We start from the raw sequence: 12,124 nt of genomic DNA, 5'->3' as shown, positions 1-12,124 counted from the left end.
GCGACAGAAAGGTAATATATCGTGACATAAGAATAACAAAACGCGCAACAAACCTAGGATTTATTGTCTATCAATACAACACATTGGCAAAAATTATTACAATAAAAATTTCAATCCAAACTCAGCGCAATCGAAATCGCGATACTGTCGCCGAAGATACTGCGTTCACCGTTACGCACGGACATGCCCGAAGTGCCCCGGCCCTCGGCTGACAACACTTGAGCGTTGCAGAGATCACGGGACTGCGAGATCGCGGTCACGGCGTCCTTCGACTGCACGACAGCCCGTCGTACCGGACCACAGCATCGCCCCGTCGCCGCGCGATACCGAACCGGGATCGATCGATCAGTTTCGGGGTTCGACGAGATCTGTCCTGGACCCGGCCCGCGCGACGCCGATCCGGCCCCGCGGCGACCGAGGCGGGCGCGCGCCGATTCGCCCGGTGCGGCCGTCCATCGACCGCAGGCGCCGCGCAGAATCTCGATCGGGTCGGCGGGTCAGGCGGCGCGGTCGGCCAGCGCTTCGCGCATCAGGGACGCCACCATCCCGTTCTGGAACTGGTCGCGCCGGACGCGCAGCGCGTCGGGGACCTGGGCGGGGGTCTCCGTCTCCGGAGCATCGAGGGAATCGCCGGCCACGACGATGCGCAGGCCCGGGCGCAGACTCCGCGCCTCGACGGCCAGCTGTGTGCAGCACAGGCCGCCCTGCAGCCCCGAATCCACCACCATCACGTCCACCGGCAGCCCGAGGGCCAGCACCGTCATGGCGTCGACCCCCCGGTCGCAGGCGGTGACCTGATAACCCAGCAGGCGGACCTGGGCGGCCGCCTCGTCCCGCCAGCGCTTGTGGCGGCCGACCACCAGAACCTGGATCCGGTAGCATCCGCCCTGGGGCATCGTGCCGGAGGCAGTCCCGACGTCGGCTGTGGACATTCCGCACTCGACTTCGCACTGGCTTTGCAACGCACCATGCTATGCCGGGAGGCGAGCCCGACGCAAGCCTCTCGCCGCGAAGGCGCCGCATTCCGCGCCGCCGCTGCCCAACGCACGGGCAGCGGCACATCTGACCATAGCGCGGGCATATGGTTGACGCAGGCAGGGTCCCCCGGGCAACACCGGGCCGCCGCGGACCACCACCGCGCCCTGCCGGAGCCCGAGCCGATGTCGTCCGCGAAATCCCCGCCCGTCTCCCCCCTGGCGCCCGCCGCGATGCCGGATCTGCCACCCCTGCCGGGGGTGCGAATCGCCACCGCCCAGGCCGGGATCCGCTACAGCGGCCGCACCGACGTGCTCTACGTGGCCCTCGAGGCCGGGACCCGGGCGGCCGGCGTGTTCACCCGGTCGAAATGCCCCTCGGCGCCGGTGGATTGGTGCCGGGAGGCCCTGGCGGACGGCGCCGCACGGGCGCTGGTGGTCAATTCCGGCAACGCCAACGCCTTCACCGGCCGACTCGGCCGGGAGGCGGTGGCGCGCACCGTGGAGATCGCCGCGCAGGCGGCGTCCTGCGGCCCGCGCGAGGTCTACGTCGCCTCGACCGGCGTGATCGGCGAGCCGCTGCCGGCCGAGCGCTTCGAGGGTGTGCTGGCCGATTGCGCCGTCCGGGCCACGGACGGGTCCGCCGCCTGGGCCGAGGCGGCGCAGGCGATCATGACCACCGACACCTTCCCGAAGCGCGCGACCCGGACCGCCACGATCGACGGCGTGCCGGTGACGATCAACGGCATCGCCAAGGGCGCCGGCATGATCGCCCCCGACATGGCGACGATGCTGGCCTTCGTCTTCACCGACGCCGCCCTGCCCCAGGGGGTGCTCCAGCCGCTCCTGTCCGCGGGGGCGCGGACCAGCTTCAACTGCGTGACGGTGGACGGCGACACCTCCACCTCCGACACCCTGATGCTGTTCGCAACCGGCAAAGCCGGCCATGCCGGGATCTCCGACCCGGCCGACCCGCGGCTCGCCGGCTTCCGGGAGGCGCTGGAGAGCCTGCTGATCGAGCTGGCGCAGCTCGTCGCCAAGGATGGCGAGGGCGCGCGCAAATTCGTCACCGTCCGGGTCACGGGCGCCGAGGGCGATGCCTCCGCGCACCGCATCGCCCTATCGATCGCCAACTCGCCGCTGGTGAAGACCGCGGTGGCGGGCGAGGACGCCAATTGGGGCCGGGTGGTGATGGCGGTGGGCAAGGCCGGCGAGCCCGCCGACCGGGACCGGCTGGCGATCTGGTTCGGCGACGTGCGCGTGGCCGTCCAGGGTGCCCGCGACCCGGATTACAGCGAGGCCGCCGCCAGCGCCGTGATGCGCGAGGCCGAGATCGGGATCCGGGTCGATCTGGGCCTGGGCGACGGTCAGGCGCGCGTGTGGACCTGCGACCTGACCAAGGGCTACATCGAGATCAACGGGGATTACCGCTCGTGAGGGCTGTCCTGGCCGGCGCCGTCCTGGTCGTCGCGCTGGCCGCCCGGGCGCACGCGGACGATGCGGACTGCACCCGCCACATCAGCGTGGTCGGCCGCGCCGCGGACGCGCGGGCCCCGGACTTCGCCGAGGTGACGGTCGGCATCGAGGCGCGCGGCGCCAATGCGGCGGCGGCCCTCGACGCGGCCTCGAAGGCGGTGGCGGGCATCACGGCGCAGGCCCGCGCCCTCGGCGTCCCGCCGGCCGATCTCGGCACCGCCGCCGTCACCCTGCAGGCGGCGACCCGGTCGGTGACCCGGCCGGGGGGCGGCGTCACCGAAGAGCCCGACGGCTACAGGGCCGGCAACCTCGTGAGGGTCCGCCTCGCCGCCATGGACCGGCTCGGCGACCTGCTGCGCCAGGCCCTCGACGCCGGGGCGAACCGGATCGACGGCGTGAGCTTCGGCCTGCGCGATCCCGACACGGTCGAGGCCGCCCTCCAGGTCGCCGCGGCCCGGGACGCCCGCAGCCGGGCCGCGGCCCTCGCCGACGCCCTCGGCACCCGGCTCGGCCCGCTCTGCACGCTGGCGCCCGCGGGCGGCGCGCCCTACCCGCTCGCGAGCCGCGCCCTGGCGGCGCCGATGCCCGCCAAGGGGCCGCGCGTCCCGATCGAGGCCGGCACGATCCAGATGTCCTCCGAGGTCGCGGCCACCTTCGCGGTGGCGCCGTGAGCGCCCCCGGGAATACCGCCCTGCGCCTGCTCCTGGTGGTCGCGGTGGCCCTCGTCGACGTCGACGGCCGCGTGCTGGTGAGCGAGCGCCCGGCGGGCAAGCAGCTCGCCGGATTGTGGGAATTCCCCGGCGGCAAGATCGAGCCCGGCGAGCGGCCGGAGGCGACCCTGATCCGGGAACTGTCCGAGGAACTCGGCATCCGGGTCGAGGAGCCGTGTCTCGCGCCCCTGACCTTCGCCAGCCACGCCTATCCGGACTTCCACCTCCTGATGCCGCTCTACGTTTGCCGACGCTGGACGGGCACGCCGCGCCCGATGGAGGGGCAGGCGCTGAAATGGGTCCGGCCGAAGGCGCTGCGCGATCTGGCGATGCCGCCCGCGGACGCGCCGCTGATCCCGTTCCTGATCGATCTGCTGGAGGTCTGAGGGCGCCCCCTCACAGGGCCAGGATCGTCTCGACCGCCTCCTGCACGTCGAGGGCCTCCGCGAAGGTGGCGAGGGCGTGGGGCTCGCCCCGCGCCATCCGGACGACGCCCGCGAGCTGGCGCCGCAGGGTGATCGGGCGCAGCCGCGCGTTGGGGATCGCGTCGGGCTCCGGCGCGAAGCGCCCGTCCGGCGCCCGGCGCTCGGCGATGGCCCAGTCCCGCAGCCGGACGGCGCCGGCATCGCCCTCCAGCGTCCAGGTGTTGTGATCGTCGGCCTCGGTGCCGCCGACCCGCCCGGTCAGGGTCACGGGGACCGCCCCCGCCGTGAGCGTCACGGCGATCGCCCGCTCGGACCGGCCGGCCTCCGGGAGGTCGACCCGGCCGCGGATCCCGCTCAGGGGGCCGAGCAGGCGGCGGGCGAGGAACAGGAAGTGCGAGACCACCTCGCGGGTGAAGCCGCCCTCCGCCCGGGCGTCGAGCCAGCGCGCCGCATCGGCCTGCCAGGGACGCGGCCAGCGGGCGAATTCCACCGCGATGGCGAGCCGCCGCGGCGTCCCGACCACGCCCGCGCCGATCCAGCGCTCGAGCGTTGCCACGCCGGGCGACGAGGCGAACGGGAAGTTGACCGCGCCGGCGCTGCCGGCTTCCGCCACGAAGGCGCGGGCCTCGGCGAGATCGATGGCGAGCGGCTTCTCGCAGAAGACGCTCCGCCCGGCCGCCAGCGCCGCCCGGGCGTGGCCGAGATGGGAGGCCGGCGGCGAGGCGACGTAGACGCAGGCGCTCGCCGCCACGACGGCGGCGGCGTCGGCGACGCGCGGCACAGCCGGGAACGCCGCCCCGATCCGGGCCAGGGCCTCCGGGGCCGGGTCCCAGATCGCCGCGACCCGGACGGGCGCGTCCGGGGCCCCATGGATGGCGCCGAGCAGGCGCTCACCCATGATCCCCGCGCCGATGATCCCCAGGGCGAGCGTGGCGTCGGTGGTCGGCATGGGGATTCCCGTGTGGCGGACGGCCGGGCGGCGCGACCCGCCGCCTTTACGGATCCGGAATGGCACGGGAAAGGCCGCCGGCTTCCTCAACCCTGGATAAAGGCCAGCCGGGCCGCCCCCGGGGACGCGGGCGGGGTCAGGCCCGGCCCCGGCGGGCGTCGAGGCTGAACGGGCCCGCGCCGAAGGCCGCCACCTGAAGCAGCCCGCCGGCCATGGCAAGGTTCTTCAGGAAGTGGAACATCTGGTTCTGGTCACCGAGGGCCGCGTGGAAGGTCACGGCGGTGGCGACCGCGAAGACGGCGAGGACGAGGGCGACGAGGCGGGTCCGGTACCCGGCGATCAGCAGCAGCCCGCCGCCGATCTCCACCAGGGTCGCCGCCCCGTAGGAGATCGGGGGCAGCGGCAGGCCGGCGGCCGCGATGGCGGCGCGCGTCGCGGCGGGGGCGGCGAGCTTGCCGGCCCCGCTCACCAGGAAGATCGCGCTCATCAGGACCCGGCCGGTGACCGGCAGCAGGGTTGCGAATGCGGGGCCGGCGGCGGCCGGTGCGGGGGAGATCGAGGCGGCCATGGGACCAGTCCGTCCTGTGCGGTGGGGGGCTAGGCGGCTCAGGCCGCTTGCGGGTGTGCGCGGTCGTGGATCCAGTCCGCCGTGAGGCCGATCTCGGCCTGCGACAGGCCGTGGCCGGCGGGCAGGACCCGGTGCTCGACGCGCGCGCCGGATGCGGCGAGCTGCGCCGCGAGGCGGCGGGCATTCTCCACCGGCACGATCGGGTCCATCGCCCCGGAGAGGATCAGGACCGGCCGGCCCGCGAGATCGGACGCGGGGGGCTCGGCGAAGGGCACCATCGGGCGGATCAGCACGGCGCCGGCCAGGGCCTCCGGCCGCAGCATCAGGAGCGCGGCCGCGATGTTGGCGCCGTTGGAGAAGCCCAGCGCCAGGGGTGCGCTGAGACCGTAGCGCGCCCGGGCCTCGGCCACGAAGGCGGCGAGGTCGCCGGTGCGGCGGCGCAGGTCCGCCTCGTCGAACACCCCCTCCGCGAGGCGCCGGAAGAAGCGCGGCATGCCGTTCTCGAGGACCGGGCCGCGCGGGGCGAGGCGCGCGGCGTCCGGCGCGACCGCCCGGCCGAGGGGCAGGAGATCGCGCTCGTCGCCGCCGGTCCCGTGGAGCAGCAGCAGCGGGCGCGCGGCCTCCGCGCCGGGCTCGAAGCGATGGACGAAACCGAGGGCGTCCCGGGTCATGGCAAGCTCTTGGCGATGCGTTGGGGGTCCCGCCCCGCGGGTGCGGGGCGGGATCGGGGTTCAGGCGACCTTGGGCAGCACCGCCTCGATGGCGGCCCGGTGCGGCTCCAGCCCGGCGGGCAGCTTCAGGGCCTGGCCCAGGGCCTCGACCGGCTCGTCGACCGCGAAGCCGGGCGCGTCCGTGGCGATCTCGAACAGCACGCCGCCGGGCTCGCGGAAGTAGATCGAGCGGAAATACTGGCGGTCGCGCTGCTCGGTGACCTGGAGGCCCCGGGCGGCGAGCGCCGCGCCCATCGCGGCCTGGGCGGCATCGTCCGCCGCCCGGAACGCGATGTGGTGGACCGAGCCGGCGCCCGGCCGGCCGGGGAGGAAGCCCCCGACGGCCCGCAGGGTCACGAAGCCGCCGATCGCGGCGCTGCCCGCGAAGCGGATCAGGTTGCCCTCGCGGCCGGCCTCGGCGAGGCCCAGCACCTCCGTGAGGATCGCGGCCGTCGGCGCCGCCGCGTCGAGGAGCAGCGTCACCCCGTGCAGGCCGCGGATCGCGTGCTCGGCCGGCACCTCGCCCGAGGCCCACCCGGCCGTGTCGTCGCCGTCGACACCCACGAGGGCGAGCAGCATGCCGTCCGGATCGCGGAAGCGCAGGGTCGGCGCGCCCAAGACCTGGACCAGCGGCTCGTGGGCGACGCCCTTCTCGATCAGGCGATGGGTCCACCAGCCGATGGAGGCCCGGGGGATCCGGAAGGCGGTCTCCTGGGCCTCCCCGACCCCGACCCGGCCGGGCGCGGCGCGCTCGACCGGGAAGAAGGTCAGGATCGTGCCGGGGCGCCCGGCCGCGTCGCCGTAATAGAGGTGGTAGGTGCCCGGATCGTCGAAGTTGACGGTCTTCTTGACCAGCCGCAGCCCGAGCACGCGGGTGTGGAAGTCGAGGTTGCGCAGGGCCGGCCCGGAGAAGGCCGTGACGTGATGGAGGCCGGTCTGAACCATGGCGCTGTCTCCTGGCGGGCGCCGCAGGGGGGGCGCGTTCGCGATGACGGCACTATGCCCCTTGCCGTTTGTCCGTAAAACCGAAACGATGGAAACCCATCGTTTCCGGAATTGACCCATGCGGCTCCCCGATTTCGAGGCCTGGGCGGTGTTCGCCAAGGTGGTGGAGACCGGCTCCTTCGGCCGGGCCGCCGCGGATCTCGGCCTCTCGAAGGGCACGGTCTCCAAGGCGGTCGGCCGGCTGGAAGTCCGGATCGGGGCCCGGCTGTTCAACCGCACGTCGCGCAAGCTCGCCCTCACCGAGGCGGGGCAGGCCGCCAAGGCGAGCGCGGCGCGGATCCTGGCGGAGGGCGAGGCGGCCGAGGCGCTGGCCAGCGCGGGCGCCGCGGAGCCGCGCGGTCTGGTGCGGCTCGCCGCGCCGATGACCTTCGGGGTGATGCACGTGGCGGCGCTGCTGCCGGATTTTCTCCGGGAGCACCCGGCCGTCGCGGTGGACCTGCACCTCTCCGACGCGGTCGTCGATCTCGTGGGTGGCGGGTTCGACATCGGCCTGCGCATCGCGGCGCTGCCGGATTCCTCCCTGCGCGCCCGCCGGCTCTGCGGGATCCGCCGCTCCCTGGTGGCCACGCCCGCCTATCTCGACCGGCACGGCCGCCCGCAGCATCCGGACGATCTCGCCCGCCACACCTGCCTCGGCTACGCCTACCTGCCGACCCCCGACCGCTGGCGGTTCAGGGATGCGGCCGGCACGGAGGCCGTGGTCGTGCCCGGCGGCCCCCTGCGGGCGAACAACGCCGAGGCGCTGGCGCCGGCGCTCCGGGCCGGCCTCGGTCTCGCCCTGCAGCCGGATTTCATGATCTGGGACGACCTCGAGGCCGGACGCCTGGAGCGGGTCCTGCCCGACTGGTCACCGCCCCCGATCGCCCTGCATCTGGTGACGCCCCCCGGCGACCCCCGCCCCGCGCGCGTGACCGCCCTGCTGGCGTTCCTCGGCCAGCGCCTCGCCCATGCGCCCTGGGCGGATCCGCACCATCCCGCGGAGCAGCGGGACATCCGCACCCCGGATCCAAACTGACGTCCGGCAATTCAGCACGCCCGCCTGTGGGCTCCACGCCGGCGGTGGACAGGTTTCGGACCCGGCACGCGAGCGCGCGGCACGGTGTTGTATATTAAATTCCGGTGACGCCCACTGTGAAGAGGCCCGACGACGCGCGCGATCACGCGGAGAGACGATTCAAGAGCCGAAAGAACTGTTCGACAAAAGGGGAGTAATCTCAGAATATCGAATTCATCTCGCGATGAAACCGGCATGCGCGAGGACTAGATTTCAGGCCGCAGCGAAAAGACTCCGGCCTTTCGGGATGCTATATCTGCGTATCTACCCTCACGCCGAGGCTTCGACGTTGACAGCGGTCCCCGAACGCCATGTGCCCGAACGGCTGCAGCATAAGACGGTGTCGGCGGCCGTGGCGGATTCGCTGCGGCGGCGGATCCTGAACGGGGAGCTGCGCCCGGGTCTTCAGCTTCGTCAGGATGCCCTGGCCGAGGAGTTCGGGATCAGCCGGATCCCGATCCGGGAGGCGCTCCTGCAGCTCGAGGCGGTCAATCTGGTCAAGATCGTGCCGCATCGCGGGGCGGTGGTGGTGAGCCTCTCCCTCGCGGAGGTGGAGGACATCTTCAAGCTGCGCGCCCAGCTGGAACCGGACCTGCTGGTGCTCTCGGCGCCGCGCCTGACGGCGGAGGATTTTCAGGATCTTTACGCCCTGTCGAAGACGTACAGCGACGCCCTGAAACGGGGCGAGGTGTTCCGCTGGGGCGAACTGAACCGGCGCTTCCACTTCGACCTCCTGCGGCATGCGGGCCGCCCGCGCTCGCTGGATATCGTGTCGCGCCTGCTGCAGGATTGCGACCGTCCGACCTGCCTTCAGCTGTCGGCGACCGGGGATGTCGCCCGCGCCGAACAGGAACACACGCTGATCCTCCGCCTGTGCGAGGCGGGCAGGGTCGACGAGGCGGTGGAGGTCCTGCGGGCCCACATCGAGACCGTCGGGGTCTGCCTCGTGGCGATCTACCGGGACGGGCTGGCCCGCTCCTGAGCGCGGCCGCGCCGGCCCCGTCACGGGGGATCAGCCCTGCTTGTCGGCCCGGCCGCCGAGGCGGGTCAGCCGATCCTTCATCGCCAGCACCTTCTGGACCTTCGCGCCGAGGGTGAGGAGCTGGACCAAGCGCTCGGTGTCCAGGCGGCGCACGTCGGCGTACCAGCCGGCGAAGAGCTCGAACAGGTCGTGCATCTCGCCGAGCCGTGCCTGGGCGTGACGCTCCGCGTCGGTCCCGGCCTCCTGCATCAGCAACTCGCGCAGCAGGGTCAGTGTCGGGTCGATCTCCCGCTTCTTGCGCTCCTCGACCAGGGTGCGGACGATCTGCCAGAGATCCTCGGGGGTGGCGAAGTAGTCCCGCCTGTCCCCGGGTACGTGCTGGAGACGGACGAGGTTCCAGGCCTGCAGCTCCTTGAGGCCCATGCTGACGTTGGAGCGGGAGAGGCCGAGCCGCTCGACGATCGCGTCGGCGTTGAGCGGCCGCTCGGCCACGAACAGCAGGGCGTAGATCTGCCCCACCGTCCGGTTGATGCCCCAGCGCGAGCCCATCTCGCCGAAATGCAGCACGAAGGTCTGGACCAGGGGAGGAAGCTGCAAGGGGGCGATCCGTCGAACGGTGGGCCCCCGGGAAAGCCGGGGGTGTTGGCGGCTTATCAGCTCTTCAGCCAGAGGCGGAGGAGCGTCGCGACGCAGCCGAGGCCGACGATGCTTCCGGCCCAGATCGCCGCGAACCAGGCGAGGCGCTTCCAGAGCGGGAGCGGGGTTGCGGGGGCCATCAGTGATACCCGTGCGCGTCGACCTTGCCGCGGAACACCCAGTAGGAATACGCGGTGTAGATCAGGATGATCGGGACCAGCAAAGCGGCGCCGACCAGCAGGAAGATCTGGCTGGCCGCGGGGGCGGCGGCCTGCCAGATGGTGATCCGCCCCGGCACCACGTCGGGGAAGATGCTGATCCCCAGCCCCAGGAACGACAGGGCGAATAGGCCGAGCGCGATCAGGAACGGGGCCCGCTCGCCCCCGGCCCGCAGGGTCCGCCACAGGGCGACGGCGGCGAGCGCCACGAGCAGCGGCACCTGCGCGGCGAGCAGCACGTTCGGCATCGCCAGCCAGCGCTCGAAATAGCGCCCCTGCAGGAACGGCGTCGCAGCGCTGACCAGGGCGATGGCCGCCACCGTGGCCACGGTCAGCCGCAGGGCGAGGCGGCGCGCCTGGAGCTGGAGCAGCCCGTCCGTGCGCATCACCAGCCAGGTCGCCCCGAGCAGCGCGTAGGCCACCACGAGGCTGACGCCGACCAGCAGGCTGAACGGGGTCAGCCAGTCCCACCAGCCGCCGGCATAGGCCCGGCCCTCGACCGCGATGCCCTGGAGCAGCGCCCCCAGCGCGATCCCCTGCGCCAGGGCCGCCACCACGGAACCGCCCGTGAAGGCGATATCCCAGGCGGCCCGGTGACGGGGATCGCGCCAGCGGAACTCGAAGGCGACGCCGCGAAAGATCAGCCCGAGCAGCATCGCGATGATCGGCGCGTAGAGCGCCGGCAGGATCACCGCGTAGGCCAGCGGGAAGGCCGCGAACAGCCCCCCGCCGCCCAGAACCAGCCAGGTCTCGTTGCCGTCCCAGACCGGGGCGACCGAGTTCATCGCGGTGTCGCGCTCCGGCCCCGGCCGCAGGGTCGGGAACAGGATGCCGATGCCGAGATCGAAGCCGTCCATGACGATGTAGGCGAAGACCGCGAAGGCGATCACGAACGCCCAGACCACGGTGAGATCGACGCTGTCGAGCATGGCTGCCTCACGCGACCGGCTGGAGGTGGCGGTCGGGATCGACCGACGGGGCGGGGGTGATGCCGGCGGTGCGGATCGGCGCGCCGGGCTCGATCCCGGATTCGCCCGCATGCGGCGGCTGGGCCATCAGGCGCAGGATGTAGAGCACCCCCATGGCGAACACGGAGAAGTAGATCACCACGAAGGCGGTGAGCGAGGCGGCCACCGCCGGGGCGTGGAGCGGCGAGGCGGATTGCGCGGTCCGCAGCAGGCCGTAGACCGTGTAGGGCTGGCGGCCGACCTCGGTGGTGATCCAGCCGGCGAGCACCGCCACGAAGCCGGCGGGGCCCATGGCCACCGCGAAGCGGTGCAGCGGACGCCACCGGTAGAGCGCCCCGCGCCAGCGGGCGAGCAGGCTGAGCGCGCCGAGGAGCAGCATCAGCAGGCCGAGCCCGACCATGATGCGGAACGACCAGAACACGATCGGCACCGGCGGCCAGTCCGTCCGGGGCAGGCTGTCGAGGCCGGCCAGCGGCGCGTCGAGGCTGTGCTTGAGCACGAGCGAGGACAGCTTCGGGATCTCCAGGGCGTAGCGGACCGTGCCGGCCTCCTGGTCGGGCAGGCCGAACAGCACCAGGGGCGCCCCGTCCGGATAGCTCTGGTAATGGCCCTCCATGGCCATGACCTTGGCGGGCTGGTGCTCCAGGGTGTTGAGCCCGTGGGCGTCGCCCGCAAAAATCTGGACCGGCGCCACCAGGGCGGCCATCCACATCGCCATCGAGAACATCGTCCGGGCGGCCGGGTTGGCCCGGTCGCGCAGCAGGTGCCAGGCGCCGACCGCGCCGACCACCAGGGCGGTGGTCAGGTAGGCCGCCAGCACCATGTGCACGAGGCGGTACGGGAAGGACGGGTTGAACACGATCGCCCACCAGTCCAGCGGCACGAACTGCCCCTCGGCGTTGGTGCCGTAGCCGGCCGGCGTCTGCATCCAGGAATTCACCGACAGGATCCAGAACGCCGAGAAGAAGGTCCCGAACGCCACCATCAGCGTCGCGGCGTAGTGGAGGCGCGGCCCGACCTTGCGCATCCCGAACAGCATCACCCCGAGGAAGCCCGCCTCCAGGAAGAAGGCCGAGAGCACCTCGTAGGCCATCATCGGGCCGAGCACCGGGCCGGTCTTGTCGGAGAAAACCGACCAGTTGGTGCCGAACTGGTAGGACATCACCAGGCCGGAGACGACGCCCATGGCGAACGCGATGGCGAAGATCTTAATCCAGTACTTGAACAGGTCCATGAAGACCTGCCGTCCGGTGGCGAGAAACAGGCCCTCCAGCACGGCGAGGAAGCTCGCCAGCCCGATCGAGAAGGCCGGGAACACGATGTGGAACGCCACCGTGAACCCGAACTGCATGCGGGCGAGGATCAGGGGATCGAGGTTGGCGAGCACGACGGGTCTCCCGTGCGGGATCTGCGACTCGGCTTATAGCAATTTCAGTAATTTCTGAAAAG

At 72.3% G+C, this 12,124-nt stretch carries 14 protein-coding genes; 5 read left to right on the top strand and 9 right to left on the bottom strand.

Annotated elements, in window-relative coordinates:
• Positions 1-497: 497 nt before the first annotated feature.
• Positions 498-932, bottom strand: a complete 435-nt coding sequence (locus tag AC3IF1_RS04060; RefSeq protein WP_243965402.1) for a response regulator — start codon at positions 930-932, stop codon at positions 498-500.
• 228 nt (positions 933-1,160) lie between these two features.
• On the opposite strand from AC3IF1_RS04060, the gene argJ reads away from it, so the two are divergent.
• Genes argJ through AC3IF1_RS04045 form a run of 3 tightly spaced genes read left to right on the top strand, consistent with a single transcriptional unit; the run spans position 1,161 to position 3,546 of the window.
• Entirely contained in the window at positions 1,161-2,411 is a 1,251-nt protein-coding gene (gene argJ, locus AC3IF1_RS04055; RefSeq protein WP_489216045.1) for a bifunctional glutamate N-acetyltransferase/amino-acid acetyltransferase ArgJ, read from the top strand.
• Positions 2,408-3,121 (top strand): SIMPL domain-containing protein, encoded by a 714-nt coding sequence (locus AC3IF1_RS04050; protein WP_489216043.1) that lies wholly within the window; start codon positions 2,408-2,410, stop codon positions 3,119-3,121. The genes argJ and AC3IF1_RS04050 overlap by 4 nt, the downstream gene beginning before the upstream one ends.
• Positions 3,118-3,546 carry a (deoxy)nucleoside triphosphate pyrophosphohydrolase gene (locus AC3IF1_RS04045; protein ID WP_489216041.1) on the top strand — a complete coding sequence of 143 codons (429 nt, stop codon included), beginning with the start codon at positions 3,118-3,120 and terminating at the stop codon, positions 3,544-3,546. The genes AC3IF1_RS04050 and AC3IF1_RS04045 overlap by 4 nt, the downstream gene beginning before the upstream one ends.
• Positions 3,547-3,556: 10 nt before the next feature.
• Here the strand turns inward: AC3IF1_RS04045 and AC3IF1_RS04040 are convergent, their stop codons facing one another.
• From AC3IF1_RS04040 to AC3IF1_RS04025, 4 genes are all read right to left on the bottom strand, one after another.
• Positions 3,557-4,534 carry a Gfo/Idh/MocA family protein gene (locus AC3IF1_RS04040; RefSeq protein WP_489216039.1) on the bottom strand — a complete coding sequence of 326 codons (978 nt, stop codon included), beginning with the start codon at positions 4,532-4,534 and terminating at the stop codon, positions 3,557-3,559.
• Between the two features lie 136 nt (positions 4,535-4,670).
• Positions 4,671-5,102: a DoxX family protein gene (locus AC3IF1_RS04035; protein ID WP_489216037.1), complete on the bottom strand. Its 432-nt coding sequence runs from the start codon at positions 5,100-5,102 to the stop codon at positions 4,671-4,673.
• Positions 5,103-5,140: 38 nt separating this feature from the next.
• A complete protein-coding gene (locus AC3IF1_RS04030; protein ID WP_489216035.1) occupies positions 5,141-5,773 on the bottom strand; it encodes an alpha/beta hydrolase in 633 nt (210 codons plus the stop codon).
• A 60-nt stretch (positions 5,774-5,833) separates the two neighbouring features.
• Positions 5,834-6,757 (bottom strand): VOC family protein, encoded by a 924-nt coding sequence (locus AC3IF1_RS04025; protein WP_489216033.1) that lies wholly within the window; start codon positions 6,755-6,757, stop codon positions 5,834-5,836.
• A 118-nt stretch (positions 6,758-6,875) separates the two neighbouring features.
• Here AC3IF1_RS04025 and AC3IF1_RS04020 point away from each other — a divergent pair, with 118 nt between their 5' ends.
• Both AC3IF1_RS04020 and AC3IF1_RS04015 read left to right on the top strand, forming a co-directional pair.
• Entirely contained in the window at positions 6,876-7,832 is a 957-nt protein-coding gene (locus AC3IF1_RS04020; RefSeq protein ID WP_243965416.1) for a LysR family transcriptional regulator, read from the top strand.
• A 328-nt stretch (positions 7,833-8,160) separates the two neighbouring features.
• Positions 8,161-8,853 carry a GntR family transcriptional regulator gene (locus AC3IF1_RS04015; RefSeq protein WP_489216031.1) on the top strand — a complete coding sequence of 231 codons (693 nt, stop codon included), beginning with the start codon at positions 8,161-8,163 and terminating at the stop codon, positions 8,851-8,853.
• A 30-nt stretch (positions 8,854-8,883) separates the two neighbouring features.
• Here the strand turns inward: AC3IF1_RS04015 and AC3IF1_RS04010 are convergent, their stop codons facing one another.
• Genes AC3IF1_RS04010 through AC3IF1_RS03995 form a run of 4 tightly spaced genes read right to left on the bottom strand, consistent with a single transcriptional unit; the run spans position 8,884 to position 12,062 of the window.
• Positions 8,884-9,450, bottom strand: coding sequence for a GbsR/MarR family transcriptional regulator (locus AC3IF1_RS04010; RefSeq protein WP_243965418.1), 567 nt, complete (start codon positions 9,448-9,450; stop codon positions 8,884-8,886).
• Positions 9,451-9,506: 56 nt separating this feature from the next.
• Entirely contained in the window at positions 9,507-9,629 is a 123-nt protein-coding gene (locus tag AC3IF1_RS04005; protein WP_243965419.1) for a DUF2474 family protein, read from the bottom strand.
• Positions 9,629-10,636: a cytochrome d ubiquinol oxidase subunit II gene (gene cydB / locus AC3IF1_RS04000; protein ID WP_489216028.1), complete on the bottom strand. Its 1,008-nt coding sequence runs from the start codon at positions 10,634-10,636 to the stop codon at positions 9,629-9,631. Before cydB ends, AC3IF1_RS04005 begins: the two co-directional genes overlap by 1 nt.
• A gap of 7 nt (positions 10,637-10,643) precedes the next feature.
• A complete protein-coding gene (locus AC3IF1_RS03995; protein ID WP_489216026.1) occupies positions 10,644-12,062 on the bottom strand; it encodes a cytochrome ubiquinol oxidase subunit I in 1,419 nt (472 codons plus the stop codon).
• Positions 12,063-12,124 lie beyond the last annotated feature (62 nt).

This window comes from Methylobacterium sp. E-012, assembly GCF_057836545.1.
This window is presented reverse-complemented; position numbering and strand designations above follow the sequence as displayed.

Excerpts from the sequence above, each read along its gene's own strand:
- AC3IF1_RS04020 (WP_243965416.1), top strand. The coding sequence starts at position 6,876 with ATGCGGCTCCCCGATTTCGAGGCCTGGGCGGTGTTCGCCAAGGTGGTG.
- cydB (WP_489216028.1), bottom strand. The coding sequence starts at position 10,636 with ATGCTCGACAGCGTCGATCTCACCGTGGTCTGGGCGTTCGTGATCGCC.
- AC3IF1_RS04025 (WP_489216033.1), bottom strand. The coding sequence starts at position 6,757 with ATGGTTCAGACCGGCCTCCATCACGTCACGGCCTTCTCCGGGCCGGCC.
- AC3IF1_RS04030 (WP_489216035.1), bottom strand. The coding sequence starts at position 5,773 with ATGACCCGGGACGCCCTCGGTTTCGTCCATCGCTTCGAGCCCGGCGCG.
- AC3IF1_RS04035 (WP_489216037.1), bottom strand. The coding sequence starts at position 5,102 with ATGGCCGCCTCGATCTCCCCCGCACCGGCCGCCGCCGGCCCCGCATTC.
- AC3IF1_RS04060 (WP_243965402.1), bottom strand. The coding sequence starts at position 932 with ATGTCCACAGCCGACGTCGGGACTGCCTCCGGCACGATGCCCCAGGGC.
- argJ (WP_489216045.1), top strand. The coding sequence starts at position 1,161 with ATGTCGTCCGCGAAATCCCCGCCCGTCTCCCCCCTGGCGCCCGCCGCG.
- AC3IF1_RS04040 (WP_489216039.1), bottom strand. The coding sequence starts at position 4,534 with ATGCCGACCACCGACGCCACGCTCGCCCTGGGGATCATCGGCGCGGGG.
- AC3IF1_RS04005 (WP_243965419.1), bottom strand. The coding sequence starts at position 9,629 with ATGGCCCCCGCAACCCCGCTCCCGCTCTGGAAGCGCCTCGCCTGGTTC.